This is a genomic window from Myxococcus sp. AM009, assembly GCF_013372605.1.
In the GTDB taxonomy this organism is placed as follows: Bacteria; Myxococcota; Myxococcia; order Myxococcales; family Myxococcaceae; genus Myxococcus; species Myxococcus vastator.
Genome location: NZ_JABXEP010000154.1, coordinates 1 through 19,025, shown reverse-complemented (window position 1 = coordinate 19,025; position 19,025 = coordinate 1). Strand labels below are relative to the sequence as shown.

14 protein-coding genes are annotated in these 19,025 nt (G+C 72.3%); 5 read left to right on the top strand and 9 right to left on the bottom strand.

Going from position 1 to position 19,025, the window contains the following annotated elements; all coding sequences use genetic code 11:
- Positions 1–84: 84 nt before the first annotated feature.
- The 5 genes from HV824_RS28915 to HV824_RS28895 all read right to left on the bottom strand — a co-directional run bounded on the left by HV824_RS28915 (position 85) and on the right by HV824_RS28895 (position 6,230).
- Positions 85–999 (bottom strand): DUF2381 family protein, encoded by a 915-nt coding sequence (locus HV824_RS28915; RefSeq protein WP_176424714.1) that lies wholly within the window; start codon positions 997–999, stop codon positions 85–87.
- A 50-nt stretch (positions 1,000–1,049) separates the two neighbouring features.
- A complete protein-coding gene (locus tag HV824_RS28910; RefSeq protein WP_368738121.1) occupies positions 1,050–3,092 on the bottom strand; it encodes a serine/threonine protein kinase in 2,043 nt (680 codons plus the stop codon).
- A gap of 191 nt (positions 3,093–3,283) precedes the next feature.
- Entirely contained in the window at positions 3,284–4,447 is a 1,164-nt protein-coding gene (locus HV824_RS28905; protein WP_176424713.1) for a TfuA-like protein, read from the bottom strand.
- A complete protein-coding gene (locus tag HV824_RS28900; RefSeq protein WP_176424712.1) occupies positions 4,444–5,613 on the bottom strand; it encodes a YcaO-like family protein in 1,170 nt (389 codons plus the stop codon). Before HV824_RS28900 ends, HV824_RS28905 begins: the two co-directional genes overlap by 4 nt.
- Before the next feature lie 38 nt (positions 5,614–5,651).
- Positions 5,652–6,230: a TIGR02265 family protein gene (locus HV824_RS28895; RefSeq protein ID WP_255208421.1), complete on the bottom strand. Its 579-nt coding sequence runs from the start codon at positions 6,228–6,230 to the stop codon at positions 5,652–5,654.
- A gap of 171 nt (positions 6,231–6,401) precedes the next feature.
- Between HV824_RS28895 and HV824_RS28890 the strand changes: the two genes are divergently transcribed.
- The 4 genes from HV824_RS28890 (at position 6,402) to HV824_RS28875 (ending at position 8,735) form a co-directional block, all read left to right on the top strand.
- Complete coding sequence (locus tag HV824_RS28890) at positions 6,402–7,043, top strand: RNA polymerase sigma factor (RefSeq protein WP_176418313.1); 642 nt, start codon at positions 6,402–6,404, stop codon at positions 7,041–7,043.
- Positions 7,043–7,564: a zf-HC2 domain-containing protein gene (locus tag HV824_RS28885; protein WP_176424711.1), complete on the top strand. Its 522-nt coding sequence runs from the start codon at positions 7,043–7,045 to the stop codon at positions 7,562–7,564. Before HV824_RS28890 ends, HV824_RS28885 begins: the two co-directional genes overlap by 1 nt.
- Positions 7,561–8,046: a hypothetical protein gene (locus HV824_RS28880; RefSeq protein ID WP_176424710.1), complete on the top strand. Its 486-nt coding sequence runs from the start codon at positions 7,561–7,563 to the stop codon at positions 8,044–8,046. Before HV824_RS28885 ends, HV824_RS28880 begins: the two co-directional genes overlap by 4 nt.
- Before the next feature lie 107 nt (positions 8,047–8,153).
- On the top strand, positions 8,154–8,735 hold the full coding sequence (locus tag HV824_RS28875) for a DUF4136 domain-containing protein (RefSeq protein WP_176418310.1): 582 nt from the start codon (positions 8,154–8,156) through the stop codon (positions 8,733–8,735).
- A gap of 52 nt (positions 8,736–8,787) precedes the next feature.
- Here HV824_RS28875 and HV824_RS28870 read toward each other — a convergent pair whose 3' ends face one another.
- From HV824_RS28870 to HV824_RS28855, 4 genes are all read right to left on the bottom strand, one after another.
- A complete protein-coding gene (locus HV824_RS28870; RefSeq protein WP_176424709.1) occupies positions 8,788–9,762 on the bottom strand; it encodes a DUF5996 family protein in 975 nt (324 codons plus the stop codon).
- Positions 9,763–9,892: 130 nt separating this feature from the next.
- Entirely contained in the window at positions 9,893–10,480 is a 588-nt protein-coding gene (locus HV824_RS28865; protein ID WP_176418308.1) for a glutathione peroxidase, read from the bottom strand.
- A 35-nt stretch (positions 10,481–10,515) separates the two neighbouring features.
- On the bottom strand, positions 10,516–15,819 hold the full coding sequence (uvrA, locus tag HV824_RS28860; RefSeq protein WP_176424708.1) for an excinuclease ABC subunit UvrA: 5,304 nt from the start codon (positions 15,817–15,819) through the stop codon (positions 10,516–10,518).
- A 117-nt stretch (positions 15,820–15,936) separates the two neighbouring features.
- Positions 15,937–16,527, bottom strand: a complete 591-nt coding sequence (locus HV824_RS28855; protein WP_176418306.1) for a DUF2378 family protein — start codon at positions 16,525–16,527, stop codon at positions 15,937–15,939.
- 153 nt (positions 16,528–16,680) lie between these two features.
- On the opposite strand from HV824_RS28855, the gene HV824_RS28850 reads away from it, so the two are divergent.
- Positions 16,681–18,969, top strand: coding sequence for a PAS domain S-box protein (locus HV824_RS28850; protein ID WP_176424707.1), 2,289 nt, complete (start codon positions 16,681–16,683; stop codon positions 18,967–18,969).
- Positions 18,970–19,025: the final 56 nt, after the last annotated feature.

Below are 19,025 nucleotides of genomic sequence, written 5' to 3'. Positions count from 1 at the left end.
AGCGGAGGGACTCGGGGGGGGGGAGGGAGGTCATCGGCCTGAGCGGCACCCTACACGGCGGGGCGCGGGGCTCAAGTGGCGCGCTCACGGGGCTTGGAGTCCCTCCAGCTTCAAGGTCCGCTTGCGGCCCTCGTCCCAGAGCTCGAGCGTGAACCGGCCGCCGTCCACGCTCCTCGGTTCGTCCACGATGATGATGACGGGCTGGCGGCCGTCGGGGTCCACCGGGCCCTCTTGCCAGGGCGGGAGTGTCTTCAGCCGCTTGCCATGGACGTCCGTGAGCGTCGCCCCCACCGCGCTCCATCCATTCCACGCCCCTGCCTTCGCGGGCCTGAGCCTCAGCGCGGCCCAGCGGGGGGACAGGCGGACGAACTCCACACGCGCGGGGGCGACGTCCCCCGCCACCTTCCGGGGGACCCAGGACCGGGAGTGGACGATGCCCGTGTCCCGGAGCTCCGAGATCAGCGTCTCCCGCGTGTACTCAGCCCCCGTTCGCGACCGCTGGAGCTGTTGCACCTGGCGCTCCAAACGGGCCATCCCCGCTCGGAGCTCCTCCACCTCCTGCCGGTAGGACGCCGCCGAGCGCGCGTGGCGGTAGAGTTCGATTTGACGCTCCGCGCGCGCGGCATCCACGACGAGCACCACGACGGCGCGATCGGGCACCGCGCCGTCATGGAAGCGGACCTCCAACCGCAGCCGCTCGCCCTCACGAAACGTGGACGAGGGGACCACCACCAGGTGGTCCTCGGTCACTCCGAAGCGCTGGAACCGCTCACGGCCCTCCAGGACCAACTGCTCGGGGCGGATGCGCGCATCGAAGAACAAGGTGGTGGACAGCCCAGGGCTGATGCGGATCTCCGGGGGCGTCACCAGCATCCCCGCCTGGACGTCGATGCGCCGGACCGCGGTGCCAGTGCCTGGCGTATCCAGTGCCGCGGCCTGCGCCGTGGCGGCCCACAACACTCCCGACACGAGCACGATGAATGCGGACGAACCATTCAAGAGCGAGCCACCTCCAGCAAGGGCGCGTCCACACCATGACAGCGGGAGGCCTACTCAGGCGTCCCCAATTGACCGAGAACCTCTGACGTCATCAGGTTGACGCCCGAACTCATCAACGGCTTCTCGGGCGTGCTATCCCATTCGTAGAGCATCCCGACTCGCCTCGGAAAGGGCCCGTCAACGATGTTGGCGCAGACCGGCAGCCGCTGACCGTCGGGCGTCTCCACCTCGGTGATCCAACCGTAGACGTACTTCTTGCCCCGGAACAACGTGCCGTACATCCGGGTCCCCTTGGGGAACCGCCCCTCGTAGTGACTGACGACCTCGTCAATGGCGTGGAGGGTGATGGGCGAACCGTCTGGCGGCACGGGGATGCTGCCTTCGTTGGGGTCGATGTAGAGCGTCTCCCAGTTGCCCATCATCCTGGCCATCTTGAAGCCCCGCTTCCTCATGCCCTCCACCACCTCTGGCGGGCACTCGCGCTTGGGCGACGCCTCCCGCACCTGAGGCCCGCTGGCGCAGGCGGCGGTGAGGCAGGCCACGGCGGCGGCCTTGCCCAGGGCGCCTCCGGCCGACTGGCGCTTCCTGGGCCGCGCCGCGGGGGCCGCTTCGCCCTCCGCGTCGGAGGATGCCACCTGCGCGGACACCTCGTCCTGCGCGCCCGTGTCGTGGACCGCGCCCGCGTCCTGAGAGGGCGGCACCGCCTCCAGGAGGGGCATTTCGGGGGGATTCGAAGAACGACTCGTCACTGCGGGACTTCCTTTCTCAATGGGAAGAGACGGGGCAGGAGCCGGGTCTCCCGCGGTGGGCAGCGCGAGGCGGCTCACCCCGAACGCCAACAACCCCACGGCCACCAGCGCGGCCCCCACCAGCCCCGCGGCGCCGCCGCGGCTCGGGCGCGGTGCCCGCGGCGCGGGTGTCTCCACGGAGGGTGTCTCCACGGAGGGCGCCTCCACCGCGGGCGCCGCCGGAGGCTCGGACGCCGCGGCGGGTGCGCTCGCGCTCGTCACGGGGGCCTCCCGGAGCTCCGGATTGAGGGGCAGCACCGGCGCGCCACCGGGCGACTCCCGGGGCCGGACGGGCCGCGAGGACGTGGCGGCGTCGGGCACCATGCGCACCCGCGGGGCCTCTGCGTCCGCGCCCTCGGGAGGACGGTCCAGCGACACCTTCCAGGCCGGCTGCCGCTTCTCCTTGGCCACGTCCCAGAGGGCCTGGAGCAGGGCCTCCGTGTTGGCGTAGCGGTCCTCGGGGCGCTTGGCGAGCAGCCGCAGGGCGATGTCACCCAGGGCGCGCGGCACCTTCGGGTTGACGACGTGGGGCGCGCGCGGCGTCACCGTCTCGATGGCCGGCAGCAGGCGGTCATACGGGAGCTTCGGGTCGAACGCGTAGCCGTCCGTGAGCGCCTCGTACAGCAGCGCGCCCAGCGCGTAGAGGTCCCCCGGCACGCCCGCGTCGAAGCTGGCGCCCTGCTGCCAGGAGCCTTCGCGCAGGAAGGCGACGCACTCGGGCGGCAGCAGGTGGGGCGAGGCGGGCGCCACGCCCACCGTCAACGTCGTGGCCGCGGGCAGCCGCACCGTGCCCAGGTCGATGAGGAAGGGGCGCTCGTCCTCGCGGCGGATGAGGACGTTGTCGCCCTTCATGTCCCGGTGGTGCACGCCCCGGCGGTGCAGGTCCGCCATCACGCGGACCACTTCCGTGAAGACGGACAGCAGGTGCGCCGCCGTGGGCTTCACCCGCCAGCGCCACTCGTGGAACGTCTCGCCATCGATGTAGTCGGTGACGAAGTACAGGTAGCCGTCGGGGGGCTCGGGCCAGCGGTCCACGGCGTGCAACGCCGGGAGGTTCGGATGGGGCGCGCAGGACAGCAGCGCCGCGACCTCATGCGCCAGCCGGCCGTTGATGTCCTCTTCCTCCGCCGCGTGGAGGCCCGCCGGACGCAGCGCCATCTTCAGCGAGTAGTGGCGGCCCGCCCGCTCCACCTGGAAGACCCGGCCAAAGCCCCCCGAGCCCAGCGACGCGACGACGCGCCAGGGGCCGACCTCGCTGCCCGGGACGAGCTGATCCGGATGGAAGGGAGGCGACCTCACGGCCACGGTCGCTGCCCTCCGCCCGCCCCACCCGCCACGTCACGCGCGGGACGCACGCCCCGTGGCGGCGCCATTCGCGCGGAAGACTCGGTAACCACCCAGGGAGCGGGGCTGGACAAGGGCAACCTCCAGGGTTGACCTTATCGTTTCCCCCGGGGATGTCACGTTTTCACTTACCCGCGAGGTAAGTCCACTGCTCAGGAAGACCCAACGCCCTCCGTTGGGTCCACCGCCTCGGCGGCGTCCGCCCAGGCCCCGCGCAGGCGCGCCTCGGAGGCCAGCGCCTCGTCCCAGGAGGGGCCGTCCGGCAGCAGGCGCGCGGAGTGCGTCAGGACGAGCCGCTCCAGCGCGAGCTCCTCACACAGCCGCCGCAGCCCCACCGCGTCCAATCCCAGGCGGGCGAGGTGGGCCTCACGACGCGAGGCGGTCACGCGCTGGGTCTGCCACCAGCGGGCCTCCTCCTCGGCCACCTCGGAGGGGGAGACGCCCAGTCCCAGGGTGCGTCCCCAGCCCGCGAGCAGCGCCCGCCGCAGTCCCGCCTCGGCCAGCGCCGCCGCGTCCGGGGACTCACGCAGGACGTCCAGCACCTGCCCCGAGGACACGGCGCCCGCCTGCGTCGCCGTCACGTCATCCACCAGCCGCCGACGCCGGACCAGGGACGACGGCTCACGCGGAGCGCCGTGCGGCGCGGGCGCACCCGAGGCCACCCACTCCGCCGCCGTCCGGAGGCACGCGAGCGCGTCCCGCCGCTTCAGGTCCTCCGCGCCGCGCGGAGACCACGCGTCCCACGCGGCCCGGGTGGACGCGGACCAGCGAGGCGCCACGGCCTCCAGCACCCGCGCCCAGGTCCGCTCCTGGTAGAAGACGGACTGGCCCGCGTCGACGAGCGCCCGGGCCGCCTCGCGCGTCAGCACCCGCGCCTGGGCCGCGCACTCCGCCGCGTGCCGGACGTTGACCAGGGGCACCGTGAGCGAACGCCAGCCGTGCTCACCGTCCGCGTGCAGCAGCGCCACCTCCGAGTCATCCACCACCACGCCATCGCGGTACCACTCGAAGATGCGCCCCACGCCCACCACGCCGTGCAGGGCCAGCTCCGCCGCGCGCAGGGCCCCCATGCTGCCGCCCCCGAAGACGGCCACGCCCGCCTCCAGCGCCGCCAGCAGCTCGTGGTGCCACACCGAGGGCTGGGCCTCGAAGACGCCATCCACCAGGGCGATGGCCCGGGGCCGCAGCCGCAGCGCGCGCCACACGTCCCCCTGCCTCGCGGGCGGCAGCACCGTGCAGGGCGCCAGCCGCTTCGCTTCGGCCTCCGGGAGAGAGGGCCCCAGGAAGACCACGAGCTGGTCCGCGCGCCGCTTCATAGGAGCTCCGAGATGCGCATGCCCGGCACCACGACCTTCTGGACGTGAAGGCCCTCCACCGGGGACGACAACGCCACCGCCGCCGCTCGCTTGAAGCCCGCGCGCCGGAGCAACGCCAGCACCTGGCGCACCTGCCCCGCCGCGGCGCCCTTCGCCTTCGCCCCCAGGTCGGGCATGTCCGCGGCGCGCCGCCGGGGGCGGGCCTGGGCACAGGCCTCCGCGAAGCCCCGCGCCGCCTCCCGGTCCGCGGCGGCCACGTCCTCGCGAGCGCCGTGGATGTCCGTCAGTCGCGACTGCGCCGCCTCCAGCAGGGCCTTCAGCAAGGCCGCCTCGCGCGTCAACGCGCACGCATAACCCGCGGTGAGGGGCACCGGGCCCTCCTCCAGGTCCACCAGCACCGCCGCACCCACCGGCAGCCCCACCGCGCCCCGCGTGCGCGCGGCGGGCGTGGCGTCGAAGAGGTACACGCCAAAGCCCCGCTCGCGCAGCGGGCCAGCCAGGGCCTCCACGGCGGGCGCGAGCTCGCGCAGCTCGGGCGTTCGCAGCAGCCGGCGCTGGACGACCTCTTCCGTCCACCCTTCGGGCATCATCCGCGCGAGCTGGTCCCGCTCCGTCGCCTCCAGCAGCGCGTGCAGCAGGGCCCGCCGCGCGTCCGGGTGCGCGCCGGAGCCGTTGCTCGTCCACGCCACCGCCACCGGCCCCACCCCGGCGCTCCCGGCGGGAGGCACGTGCACGCCCTGCGCGGGCACCCACACCGGCTCACCGGAGTACAGGTTCCACGCCTCGAGCCAGGCACAGCGCACGTGCGGGCTCCACAAGCGCGGCGCCACCAGCGCCCCCGCCGAGCCCAGTTCATCCGCGCCCCACAGCTCGCCCAGGTGGCCCTCCAGCTCCGCGCACGCGCCCCACACGAAGGCGTCCGGCACCACCGTCTCCGCCGCCCACAGCTCCGCCGTCTCCAGCAGCGCGCCCCAGGCCGCGTCGTCGTAGGAGAGGCCCTTGCCGTTGCACACCTGGAGGACGTGGCCTCCCGGCCGCACCGCGCACGCCACCTCCACGCCGGTCCGGTCCAACCCCGTGACGCGCGCCACCCGCGTCACGCCCATCGCCTGGGCCAATCGTTGTTGAAAACGCCGCGAAGACAGCTCGTCCGTGGGAGCCTGCACGGGCGCGGACCTTAGCCTGAACGCATGTCGGAGGGTGCTCACTCCCACGCGCAGTGGTACTCGCAGTGCGGTGCGCCCCGGGCGCGGCACATGGGGTGGGTGACGCGCACGGCGCGGCCGCCACACAGCTCGATGGCGCGCTCGTGCCAGCCGATGATGGTCAGACAGTCCGGCTCGGTGACGTTCTCCGCGCCGAAGGTCCGCAGCACCGCCGCACATGGGCCTGTCTGCTCATAGGTGCGCGAGCCCACCGCGTAATAGAAGCGGTAGATTTTCGGCGCCTGGCTCAGCAGGAAGTGCGGTTCGCCTGCCTTGACGAAGACGTGCTGCGGGCCGTGCAGCGCCTCGTGGGCGGAAGCGCGCCCCATCTCCAGGAAGGCCCGGTCCTTGTCCTCGGGCGACATCACCCCCGCGATGGCCGCGTCCAACCGCAGGTTCAGCTCCAGGGGGTACCAGCCGACGGGGAGCAGCATCTTCCGCAGCAGCGCCTGGTCCTCCGCGGGCAACCGCCGCAGCACCGCGTCCACCCCGACCTGCCCACCGTGCTGGCGCAGCATGTTGAGCCGCGAAATGAGCACGCCGCCCTTGATGCGTGAGCCAGTTCCTTGGGTCAACATGCCCCCGTCCCAGGTAACAACCGCCCACCCATTGTCCCCGCGTGCCCTACCCACCATCAACCCTGGAAGGCATGTTTCCTGGATTGATAACTTGAAATCCAAGGACAACCGGAAATCATTGTCGAAAATCGGCCGAAATTAACCTTTATCTCCGTCCGGGGTTGGAGCCACGTGAGCATCAGGGAGACAGGCGGCCGGGTGGTGTCCCTCCCCGCGCGCATGGCCCGGGCGGGTCTGGAGCGCGCGCCGGACGAGGCGCTCTGCCGCGCCTTCCTGGAGGGTGAGCCGGCGGCCTTCGAGGTGCTGGTGACGCGGCACCGCTCGCTCGTCTTCTCGCTGGTGCGCCGCTACGTGACGCGCCCGGAGGACGCGGCGGACTTGGTGCAGAGCGCCTTCCTGCGCGCGCTGGAGGCCTCGCGCCGCGTCTTCGCGCGCTTCACGCCGTCGGGGCCGGCGCCCTTCCGGGCCTGGCTGGTGCGCATCGCGCTCAACCTGGCGAAGAACCACGTCCGTCAGGGCCAGCGGTGGCGCCCGATGCTGGTGGCCTCCGGGCCGGACGACGTGGTGGAGGATTCGTCGGAGTCCGCGCAAGAGCGGCTGGAGCGGGCCGAGCGCGAGCGGCAGGTGCGCGCCGAGGTGCTCGCCCTGCCCCGCCGCCAGCGCGAGGTGCTGACGCTGCGCGTGGACGGCGGGCTGGCGTTCAAGGACATCGCCGAGACGCTCGGCATCACGGAGAACAATGCGAAGGTGCAGTTCCACCATGCGATGAAGCGCCTCAAGGCGCGGGTGGGCGCGCCCGAGGAGAAGCACTGATGACTGCGTGTCCTGACCAGGAGCAGCGGCTGGACCTGCACGCCGCGGGGGCGTTGGAGGACGACGAGGCGCTCGGACTCATTCAGCACCTGGAGGGCTGCGAGGGGTGCCGGCAGGCGCTCGCGTCCTCCAGGGAGCTGCTCTCGCTGGTGGCGCTGCCCGCGCTGTCGCCCCAGGAGAAGACAGAGCTCCAGGAGCTGCCCCGGCGCACGCTGTCGGAGTGGCGGCGCGGCGCCCGGCGCCAGGGCCTGGGCTTGAAGACGATGGGCGCGCTGGTGGCCACCGCCGCGGCGGTGACGGTGGTGCTGCTGGTGCCCGGCGCATGGCGGCTGCCAGGCCTGGGACTGGAGACGCCCGTGACGGCGACGGCGGCGCCCGCCGCCCACGTCGAGGAGCTGGACGCGGAGACGATGGCCGCCATCGAGGCGTGGGCGGGGCTGGAGCCGCTGGACGCGGTCCTGCTCGAGGACTCCGACGGCTGGGACGATGACATCGACTTCGACGTGGGAGAGACGCTGTGAGGACGACGGTGCGGACGCGGATGGCGGTGATGATGCTGGCCCTGCTGCCCTGGGTGGCGGTGGCCGCGCCCACCGGGCGGGAGGCCCGCTTCGAGGAGCGGCTGGAGCGCGCGGAGCAGCGGCATCGGCTGCGGCAGGTGCTGGAGCTGTCGGAGGTCTTGGGGCTGGACAACGCGCAGGCGCTGAAGCTGGAAGAGACGCTGCAGCGCTTCGACGAGCGCCGGCGTCCGCTGCGCAAGCAGGTGCGTGAAGCAGCGCGCCTCCTCCACCGGGCATCGCGAGGCGACAGTGAGGCCCTGGCGCAGGTGGACGCGGCGGCGCTGGGGGCCTTCGAGGCACGCGAGCGCATCGCGTCGCTCGACAAGGAGCTGTACCTGACGCTGGCGAAGACGCTGCCTCTGGAGAAGCGCGCCCAGCTCGCGCTCACCCTGGCGCGCGGTGAGGGCCGCCAGAAGATGAAGCGAGCGCCCGGGAAGGATTAGCACCGCGGCCGGGGAGGACCGGGCACCCCGCCCGGCGGACCCTGCCGTGCCGTGGCTACCGTCAGGGAGGCAGCGGCGCGCACCGCGCCGCCACCGAGGAGGCTTCCTTGCGGCTGCTCACCCGAATCGCCCCATCGCTGCTGGCGCTGGCTTTCGCCGCGTGCTCCAGCATCGACGTGAACACCCACTATGACCCCTCCGCCACGCAGGCGCTGGAAGGGTTCCGCACCTATGCCTGGCTCCCGCAGCCCACGGGCAAGGACGCCCGCGTCTACAACCCCATCGTCGGCGCGCGCGTCGAGCAGACGGTGGACCGCTACCTGCAGGCGCGCGGCTACCAGAAGGTGGAGTCCACCGCCAACCCGGACTTCCTCATCGGCTGGCACGGCGCCATCCACAACGCGCTGAAGGCGGAGACGGTGGACGCCTACTACGGCTACCCCTGGGGCGGCCCCTTCACGGACCCCTTCTTCGCGGGCGGCGCCGTCACCATGCCGCAGACGGAGCTGCGGGAGTACGAGGAGGGCTCGCTCATCCTCGACATCGTCGACCCGCGGTCCAGGCAGCTCGTCTGGCGCGGCACGGCCCAGGCGGAGCTGGACGAGAACGCCAGCACGGCGCAGCAGCAGCAGCGGCTGGAGGAGTCCGTGAAGGACGTGCTGGAGCGCTTCCCGCCCAAGGCGAAGTAGAGGCCCTGCACGCGCACCGACCTCGCGGTGACGCGCTCCGCGAGGCCAGGCGTCAAGGGGCTGGCTGCTCGGCGACCGTGCCCTCCTCCACTGCGCGGGACACGCGCTGGGACTCGGGGACGATGAGCGGCCGCTCCAGGCGCTCCCGCTCCCAGCCGCCCAGGTCCGCGCAGGCCTCATAGGTGCTCTGGAGGAAGTCGAGCAGGTACGCCTTCGGGTCCTCCGCGCGCCGCACGTCGTCGTAGGACAGCAGGTACTCCTTGATGTTGGCGTCGTACCGGGCCTTGGCCGGGCGCACGCGGGCGCGCGCGAAGCCCTCCGGCGCTGGGGCCGCATAGCTGTAGAAGGCCGCGCCGCCCGTGGCCTGCATGCCGGGCCAGAAGCCCGCGCTGCTGACCTCCTCGCAGTACGCCTCCTGGGTGATGGGGTCCGCCCCGGGACGGTCCGGCGCGGGACGGCCGGAGAAGCGCGTCACCGCCAGGTCGAAGCTTCCCCAGAAGAAGTGCACCGGGCTGCACTTGCCGGTGAAGCGCGCGCGGAAGTCCTCGAAGACGAGCGTGGCCTGCAGCAGCGCCCGCCACCAGCGCTCCACGGCTTCACCGTCATAGCTGGCGTGGTGCCAGTCCTCACCGAAGGGCGTGGTGTCGTCGGGAATCTCGACGGGCTGCTCCCAGATACGCGCCTCGATGCCCATGGAGCGCAGCGTCGCCATGAAGTCCCGGTAGAACTCCGCGACAGGCCGGGGCTCCAGCGCCATCACCCGGGAGGTCCCACGGTTGGCGTGCACGTGCAACTCGTGCGAGCGGAAGTCGAAGTCCACCTCGAAGGCGCCAGCTCCGAAGGGGATGAGCCCCGTCGTCATGCCCCGCGCCGTCACGCGGAACGCGACGTTCCACCAGTGGTTCTGCGGCGGCGTCAGCGCCAGCTTCACCTTTCCGACGACCTGCGTGTACCGGTGCAGCGTGGCGTAGGTGTCCTGCCACGCCTCCAGCGGCAGCGGCGGCCACGCCGTGTCCCGGGTGTCCATGGGGCCTCCCTTCAAGCCGAGTCGGCATTCAGGGTGAGCCCCCACCGGCGCCCATGCCAGGGCGCCAGCCAGGGCCGCATGCCACCAGGGCGGGGACCAGAGGGCCAGCCCCCACGCGCCCTCTCAGGGACTACGGCTGCGCGAGCGCGCTGTCGATGGCCGCCTTCAGCTCGGCGCTGTCCGGCGTCACCGCGCTGGGGAATCCGGCCTTCACCTGACCGTCCTTGCCCACCACGTACTTGTGGAAGTTCCACTTGGGCGCGGGGTGGTGCCGCGACAGGAACGCGTAGACGGGCGCCTGGCCGTCCCCCTTCGTCTTCACCTTCTCGAACATGGGGAAGGTGACCTTGAAGCGCAGCTCGCAGAACTTCTTGATGTCCTCCGACGAGCCCGGCTCCTGGCCGCCGAAGTCATTGGACGGGAAGCCCACCACCACCAGGCCCTTGTCCTTGTATTCCTGGTGGAGCTTCTCCAGGCCGGCGTACTGCGGCGTGTAGCCACACTCCGACGCGGTGTTCACCACGAGGACGACCTTGCCCTGGTAGCCGGACAGCTTCTCCGGCTTGCCATCAAGCCGGTTCGCGGAGAGGTCATGGAAGGACATGGGCTTCTTCTCGCTCGTGGGTTCGGACTTCGCGGGGACAGGCTTCGGCGCCGCGGCCAGCGCCGGGGAGAGGACCAGCGCCGAGGCCAGGGTCAACAAGGGGAGGGTTTTCATGCCGCTCCCCAGGATGCCCCAGTCGCCCCCTCGTTTCACGCACGCCGCGCCGCGGCACGCGAGCGAGTGTCCTCGCCCGAAAAGAGCGACTTGAGCACCCGGCCGGTGGGCGTCTTCTGCTTCGCCACCTCGCGAGGCGTGCCCTCCGCGACGAGGTGGCCCCCCGCTTCACCACCGTCGGGCCCCAGCTCCACCACATGGTCCGCCGCGCCAATCACGGACGGGTGATGCTCGATGACCACCAACGTGTCGCCGCGGTCCACCAGCCGGCCCATGAAGGTGATGAGCTTCTCCACGTCGCCCAGGTGCAGGCCGGTGGTGGGCTCGTCCAGCACGTACAGCGTGGGCTCGTGCCGGGCGGAGGCCGTCAGCTCGGCCGCCAGCTTCAAGCGCTGGGCCTCGCCGCCAGACAGGGTGTTGGAGCCCTGGCCGAGTTGGAGGTAGCCCACCCCCAGGTCGGCCAGGCACTCCAGCGGCGCGGCCACGCGGGGCAGCGCCTTGAAGACGTCCTTGGCCTCGTCGGCGGACAGGCGCAGCACGTCGCCGATGGTGAGCCCGTGGTAGCGCACCTCCAGCGTGGCCGCGTCGAAGCGCGCGCCGTTGCAGGCCTCGCACGGCGTCACCACGTCCGGGAGGAAGGACATCTCATGGGAGATGGCGCCCTGCCCATCGCACGCGGTGCACCGGCCGCCGCTGGCCGAGTTGAAGGAGAAGCGCGTGGGCGAGAAGCCCTTGATTTTCGCCTCGGGCGTGGCCGCGAACACGCGGCGCAGCTCGTCCCAGATGCCCAGGAACGTCGCCGGCACCGAGCGCGGCGTGCGGCCGATGGGCGACTGGTCCACCGACAGCACGCGCTTCACCGCCTCCGCCCCGTGCAGCGAGGCGAAGGGGCCGGGCTTCGCCGTGACGCGGTCCAGCTTCTCGCGCAGCGCCGGGTACAGCACCTGGCGAATCAGCGTGCTCTTCCCGGAGCCCGACACGCCAGACACCACGTTGAGCCGTCCCACCGGCAGCCGCAGGTCCACTCGCTTCAAGTTGTTGGCCCGCGCGCCCTTGAGCTCAATCCACTGCTTCGCCTCGCCCCGGCCCGAGGGAGGCCGCACCTGCGCCTCCTTCAACGCGCGCGCGGTGGGCGAGTCACTCTCCAGCACCACGTCCGGCGGCCCCTCCGCCAGGATGTGCCCGCCGCCCCGGCCGCCGGTGGGCCCCAAATCCAGCAGGTGGTCCGCCGCGCGGATGGTGTCCGAGTCATGCTCCACCACCAGCACCGTGGAGCCCGTGGCCACCAGGGCGCGCAGGTTGTCCAGCAGCCGGTGTGTGTCACGCGGGTGCAGGCCGATGGTGGGCTCGTCCAGCACGTACATGGCGCCGGTGAGGCCCGCGCCCAGCTGCGCCGACAGACGCAGCCGCTGCATCTCCCCGCCCGACAGCGTGGCGGCGTTGCGGTCCAGGGACAGGTAGCCCAGGCCCACGCGCTCCAGGAACTCCATGCGGCGCAGCAGCTCCTGACGGGACGGCTCGCCCAGGAGCGCCCGGTCTCCCTTGAACTTCCAGCCGCGCACCCGCGTCAGCGTGGACGCCACGGACGCCTGCACCACCTCGTGGTAGCGCGCGCCCTCCAGCCGCACGCCCCGGGGGACGGGGGCCAGCCGGCTGCCACCGCACGCGCGACACGGCGCGACCTCGCCCTCGGCCATCGCCTCGGCGCCGCCCTGGATTCCTGTGCCCTCGCACGACTCGCAGCGGCCCTGCTTCGTGTTGAAGGAGAACCAGCGCGGGTCCAGCTCCGGCACGGCGGCGGCGCACCTGGGGCAGGTGCGCTCGGTGGACAGCAGCGTCTCGCCCTTGCCGGCGTCCACCTTCACCGCGCCCTGGCCCCAGCCCAGCGCCTTCTCGAAGACGTCACGCTCCAGCTTCGACAGCCGGCCCTCGTACATGACGAGGTCGATGTCGTGCTCACGCGTCTTCGCCAGGCGCGGCGGGTCATCCGTGGGCGCGCGCTTCCCGTCGACGATGGCCCGCGAGATTCCCGCGCGCGCCGCCGCCGCGAAGACGTCCAGGTAGGTGCCCTTGCGCGAGCGCACCGCCGGCGCCAGCAGCGTGCCTTCGCCCTTCATCGCCGTGAGCTGCGCGAAGAGCGCGTCCGGCGACGTGGAGGTGATGGGCGAGTCGTCATTCGGGCAGTGCGGCTCGCCCAGCTTGGCGAACAGCAGGCGCAGGTAGTGGGCCACCTCAGTCACGGTGGCCACGGTGCTCGTGGCTCCCGCGCGCGAGGTGCGCTGCTCCAGCGCCACCGACGGCGGCAGCGAGCTGATGCGCTCCACGTCCGGCCGCGGCATGGAGGGCAGGAACTGCCGCGCGTACGGGCTCAGCGTCTCCAGGAAGCGGCGCTGGCCCTCCGCGAACACCACGTCGAAGACGAGCGAGCTCTTGCCCGAGCCGCTCGGCCCGGTGACGACGGTCATCTTCCCCAGCGGGATGCGGCACGACACGTCGTGGAGGTTGTGCTCGCGCGCGTGCTCCACCTCGATGGCGGGCACCTCGCCCTTGCCCGGCTTGCGCGGCTTCACCACGCGGCCCAGCGGCTTGCGCTCGCCCCGCAGCGCCTGGGCCGTGGCGCCCTCGCCGCGCGCCACGTCCTCCGGCGCCCCTTCGGCCACCAGCCGGCCACCGTCGCGCCCGCCCACCGGCCCCAGGTCGATGACCCAGTCCGAGGCCTTCATCACCGCCACGTCGTGGTCCACCACCAGCACGCTCGCGCCCAGGTCCACCAGCGCATGCAGCGCGGCGATGACGTGGCGCACGTCCTCCGCGTGCAGGCCGGCGCTGGGCTCGTCGATGAGGAACAGCGTGCCCCGCGCCTCGCTGGCCAGCGCCCGCGCCAGCTTCAAGCGCTGCGCCTCGCCGCCGGACAGCGTGGACAGCGGCTGCCCCAGCGGCAGGTAGCCCAGCCCCAGCCGCGCCACGGGGCCCAGCGTGCGCTTCAGCGCCGCGTCGCCGCCGAAGTGCTGGAGCACCTCGTCCACCGTCATCTCCAGCACCTGGGCCACGCTGAAGCCCTGGTGGCGGACGGCCAGGACCTCTTCCTTGAAGCGCCGGCCGCGGCACACCGCGCACAGCAGCGCCACGTCGGCGAGGAACTGCATCTCCACCGTCTCGTAGCCCTCGCCCGAGCAGGCCTCGCAGCGGCCCTTGTCGACGTTGAAGGAGAAGTGCGCCGCCGTGAGGCCGCGCACCTCCGCGTCTGGCTCGGAGGCGAAGCGCTCGCGCAGCCGGTCCCACGCCTTGGTGTACGTGGCCGCGTTGCCGCGCGAGGTGCGCCCCAGCGGGGACTGGTCCACCAGGGTGACGGACTCCACCGCCTCCATGCCCTCCACCGCGTCCACCGCGCCGGGCGCCTCCACGTCCTTCACACCCAGCCGCCGCGCCAGGTGCCGGTACAGCACCTCGTCCATCAGCGTGCTCTTCCCCGAGCCGCTGGGCCCCGTCACCGCGCACAGCACGCCCAGGGGCACCTCCACCGTGAGGTCCTTCAGGTTGTGCTCGCGGGCGCCCCGAATCACCAACGCGCCGGTGCGCGAGCGCGGCGTGCGCGGCGCTTCCTCCGCGCCCGCCAGCAGCCGCCCCGTGGGCAAATCGCGCTTCTTCGCCAGCGCCTCCGGCGTGCCGTCGAACACGAGCCGCCCGCCCTGCTTCCCCGCCCCGGGCCCCAGCTCCAGCACGCGGTGCGCCGAGCGGATGACCAGCGGGTCATGCTCGATGACCAGCGCGATGTTGCCCCGCTCCGCCAGCTCCGCCATGGCCTCCGTCAGCGGCGGCACGTCGCCCGGGTGCAGGCCCACGGTGGGCTCGTCCAGCACGAAGAGCGCGCCGGTGAGGGACGTGCCCAGCGCGGCCGTCAGGGACACGCGCTGCGCCTCGCCGCCCGACAGCGTGCGCGCGGGCCGGTCCAGCGTGAGATAGCCCAGGCCCACCCGCTGCAGGTAGCGCAGGCGGCCGGCCAGCTCGCGCCGCGCCAGCTCGCCCTGCCCCGTGGTGGTGCGCAGCGCGTCCAGCCTCGCCAGCGCGTCCGTCAGCTCCAGGTGGTGCCACGACGGCAGGTCCAACCCGCCCACGCGGTACGCACGCGCCTGGGCGTTGAGGCGCCCGCCGCCACAGCTCTCGCACAGCGTATAGGCGCGATAGCGCGCCAGCAGCACGCGCACGTGCATCTTGTACGTGCGGCCCTCCATCCACCGGAACCACGCGCGCACGCCCGGATAGGCGCGGCCCTCGTCGTAGTCGCCCTCGCCCTCCAGCACCGACTCGCGCTGCGCGGGCGTCAGCAGGCCCCAGGGCTTGTCCCACGCAATCCCCCGCGCCTTGCACCAGCGCTGGAGCATGCCGCGCTCCCACGTGGTGGACTGGCCGGACCAGGGACGGATGGCCCCCTGGGACAGGCTCAGCTCGGGGTTGGGGATCACCTTGCCCCAGTCGATGCCAATGGTGCGGCCAAAACCCCGGCACGCGGCGCACGCGCCCACCGGCGACTGGTAGCTGAAGAGGCCGGGCCGCGCGGCCTCGAACTCCCGCGCGCACTTCGGACACACCAGCCCACGCCGCAGCCGCTGGGGCACGCCCTGGCCGGGGACGAAGAGGTGCGCCTCGCCGTCCGCGCGGCTCCACGCGTCCTCCAGGGCCTGCGTCACGCGCGACAACTGCGCGCTCGTCAGCTTCACGCGATCCACCACCACGCGCGCGACTCCGGCCGGGTCGGTCGCCTCGGCGGGACGGAGCGACTCCAGCGCCTTCACCTCGCCCTGCACCATCAGCCGGTGGTAGCCGTCCTTCAGCAGCCGGGCCCGCGCGTCCAGGAAGGCCGCCGTGTCGGGGATGCGCAGCGGGAAGGTGAGGATGGCCTGCGCGTCCGCGTGCTCGCGGATGGCCGCGGCCGCCGCCACCCGCGCGTCCGTCCGCACCGCCTCCACGCCGCAGGTGCCACAGATGGGCACGGCTTCACGGGTGAAGAGCGCGGACAGGTACGGCTCCACGTCCGCCAGCGTGGCCACCGTGGAGCGCGAGCTCTTCACGGGCGCGCGCCGGTCCACGGCCACGCCCGCGGCCACGGGCTCCAGCGCGTCCATGGGCGGCCGCTCCAGCCGCTCGAGGAACTGCCGGGCATACGGGCTGAAGCTCTCCACGAAGCGCCGCTGCCCCTCCGCATACAGGGTGTCGAGCGCCAGGCTCGACTTGCCGGCGCCAGAGACGCCGGTGACGCAGACGAACTCCCCTTCCGAGAGGTCGACCGACAGGTCCTTCAGGTTGTGCGTCCGCGCGCCAACGAGGTGAGTCTTGTGCATACGGGTGGCAGGTTTAACGACTGGACACTTCGCCGCCAATCACAACTGAGGGAGCACCCGCGGGGACTCGCCTCCCTGGCTGGCGGTGAAGCGGACGCCCGGGGCCAGCAGGCCCGCTCAGGCGTCCGTCCAGCGCACCCGCAGGGCGTACCCTGTCGCCTGCCGCTCCAGCACCTCCACCTGGGGCAACACCTTGGTGCGCAGCAGGACGCCCTCCACCACGCCGGCGACGAAGTCCGGCAGCGGGTCCGGGTCCACGACGCGGATGCGCCACTCCCCCGTCTGCACCGGCTCCAGCAGCATCTTCATGTCCTCACGCCCCGCCCGCAGATACGTGGGCAGTCGCGTCAGACACCGCTCCGTCCCCAGCAGGGGCGCGGCGGTGGCGAAGATGCGGCCCACCAGCGTCTGGGCGAACCCCTCCACGTAGCGGTGCCCCAGGGCGCGGTTGGCGGCCTCGGGCGGCAGCCCCACGCAGACATGGCGGCGGGCCACCCCCAGCGCCGCCCGCCACACCGCCAGCGGGTAGTACTCCTGCGACGCCTCCATGTCGTAGCCAATGTCTCTCAAGGACTGGGCGAAGGACCCCGTGGGCTTCAGCGCATGGACGAAGAGCCCTTCGAAGTTCCGCCGAGGCACCTGCACCGGCAACGGGGGTGGCTTCCGCGGCTCGATGGCCGTCTTGTCGTCCAAGCCCCGCCGTTCCATGAGTTCCCCCTGTCTCCACCGGTCCACCCCGGTCCTGAAGCCAGTGTAGCAGCCCGGGCGCTTCGTCACCTCCACGTCACACCGGCACGGCACCTTGCTTTTACAACAGCAGACGCCGTGTAACGATGAGCGTTCGTCGTCAAGAGGAGTCCCATGCGGGTCCTGATTGTCACCCAGGGGGGAGGGGCGGACCTGGCGCCAGTCGAGTCCTGGCTGCGAGCGCAGGGGCACACGGTGGTCACCGTGACGCGCGAGGCGGACGTGCCCGCCGCGTGGCGCAGCGGCACGTGCGCGCTGGTGATGGTGGATGCCCGGACGGACACCTCCCGCGTCCCGCTGGTGCGTGCGCTGCGCTGCCTGCCCGGTGGGGAGGAATCGGTGCTGCTGCTCCTGGGCCGCCGGGGCGCGCTGGGCTCACTGCGGCCCGCCCTGGACGCCGGCGCGGATGACTTGCTCGCGTGGCCCGCGGATGAGGAGGAGCTGGCGCTGCGGCTGGAGCTGGCCCGCCGCCGCTTCGTCCGGCGCGAGGGCCGCAAGGACCTGCCCTTCGGAGATGACCTGAAGGAGACGCTGCTGGCCGTCAGCCCCGTGCCCACGTCCATCACCACCATCACCGAAGGCCGCGTGGTGGCGGCCAACGAAGCCTACTTCGAGCTCTTCGGCTACACGCGCGAGGAGGTCATCGGGCGCACCACGGTGGAGCTGTCGCTGTGGGAGACGCCGGTGGACCGCTCGCAAATCGTGGAGAAGCTGCGCCGCCACGGCACGGTGCGCGGCGTGGACGCGCAGTACCGCACCCGCGAGGGCGAGCTGCGGCACACCCTGCTCTTCATGGGCCTGGTGCCCTACGGCGGCACGCCCCACATCATCGCCTTCTTCCCGGACATCACCCCGCTCAAGCGCGCGGAGGAGAGCCTGCGCCGCTCGGAGGTGAGCTTCCGCACCCTCATCGGCAGCCTGCCGGACCTGGTGGCCGTCTTCGACACCGGCGCGCGCGTGCGCTACGCCAACCTCAAGGTCGCCACCGCCCTGGGCTATGAGAGCGTGAACGAGCTGCTGGGCAAGCACATCTCCGACATCATCCCGAAGGACGACTTCGCCAGCGCCGACGCGCGCATGCACGAAGCCCTCCGCACCGGCCGCGCGGCCCTCCAGGAGCGGCGGCTCGTCAAGCGCGACGGCAGCGTGCTCCACGTGGAGTCCACCACCTTCCCCCTGCCCTTCGACGGCGAGGACTCCATCGTCTCCGTCTCCCACGACTTGACGGAGCGCTACCAGATGCAGGCGCGGCTGATGCTCGCGCAGCGCATGGCCTCCGTCGGCACGCTGGCCGCGGGCGTGGCGCACGAAATCAACAACCCCCTGGCCTACCTCACCGCCAACCTGGCCTTCGCGCGCGAGGAGCTCGCCAGTGTGCTGCCCACCGGCACCCGGAGCGTGGAGCCGCGCCTGGCAGAGGCGGTGGCCAGCGCCCAGGCCGCGCTCGCCGAGGCCCAGCAGGGTGCCGACCGGGTGCGCAGCATCGTCCGGGACTTGAAGACGTTCAGCCGGGTGGACTCAGCGGAGAGCGCGGAAGTGGACGTCCGGCAGGTGCTGGAGTCCACGCTGAACCTGGCCACCACGGAGATTCGCCACCGCGCCCGCCTGGTGAAGCAGCTCGACGCGGTCCCCACCGTGGTCGGCAACGAGTCACGGCTGGGACAGGTGTTCCTCAACCTGCTGGTGAACGCCGCCCAGGCCATTCCCTCCGGGGCGCCGGAGCGCCATGAAATCCGCGTCGTCACCCGCCATTCGGGGAGCGGCCGCGTCTGCGTGGAGGTGTCGGACACGGGCGCCGGTATCGCCAAGGAACACCTGCCGCGCCTGTTCGACCCTTTCTTCACCACCAAGGAGCCCGGCGTGGGCACCGGACTGGGCCTGTCCATCTGCCACAGCCTGGTGACGGCCCTGGGTGGGGAAATCCACGTGACGAGCGAGCCGGGCAAGGGCTCCACCTTCCAGGTGCTCCTGCCCCCCTCGCGGCGGGTGGCGGAGCGCCCACCGCCCGCGCCGCCGCCCGCTCCCGCGGAGAAGCGGGGCCGGCTGCTGGTGGTGGACGATGAGCCGCTCGTCTGCACGGCCCTGGGGCGCACGCTGCGTCCACACCATGACGTCACCCTCTCCACCCGGGCCCAGGAGGCCTTGGAGCGCATCGAGGCCGGCGAGCGCTTCGACGTCGTCTTCTGTGACCTGATGATGCCGGGCATGAGCGGAATGGACTTCTACTCCGCCCTCCAGGCCCGCCACCCCGAGCAGGCCCAGCGGGTCATCTTCCTCACCGGCGGCGCGGTGACGCCTCAGGCCCGCGCCTTCCTGGAGTCGGTGCCAAGCCCTCATCTGGAAAAGCCCTTCGCTGGCAGGGAACTCCTCTCCCTGATCCAGGAACGGCTCGCGCACGCATAGCGAATTGTCAGCCTGTGGAAGATTTGGACAGGCCGCCCCACCCCCTGCCCCTATCC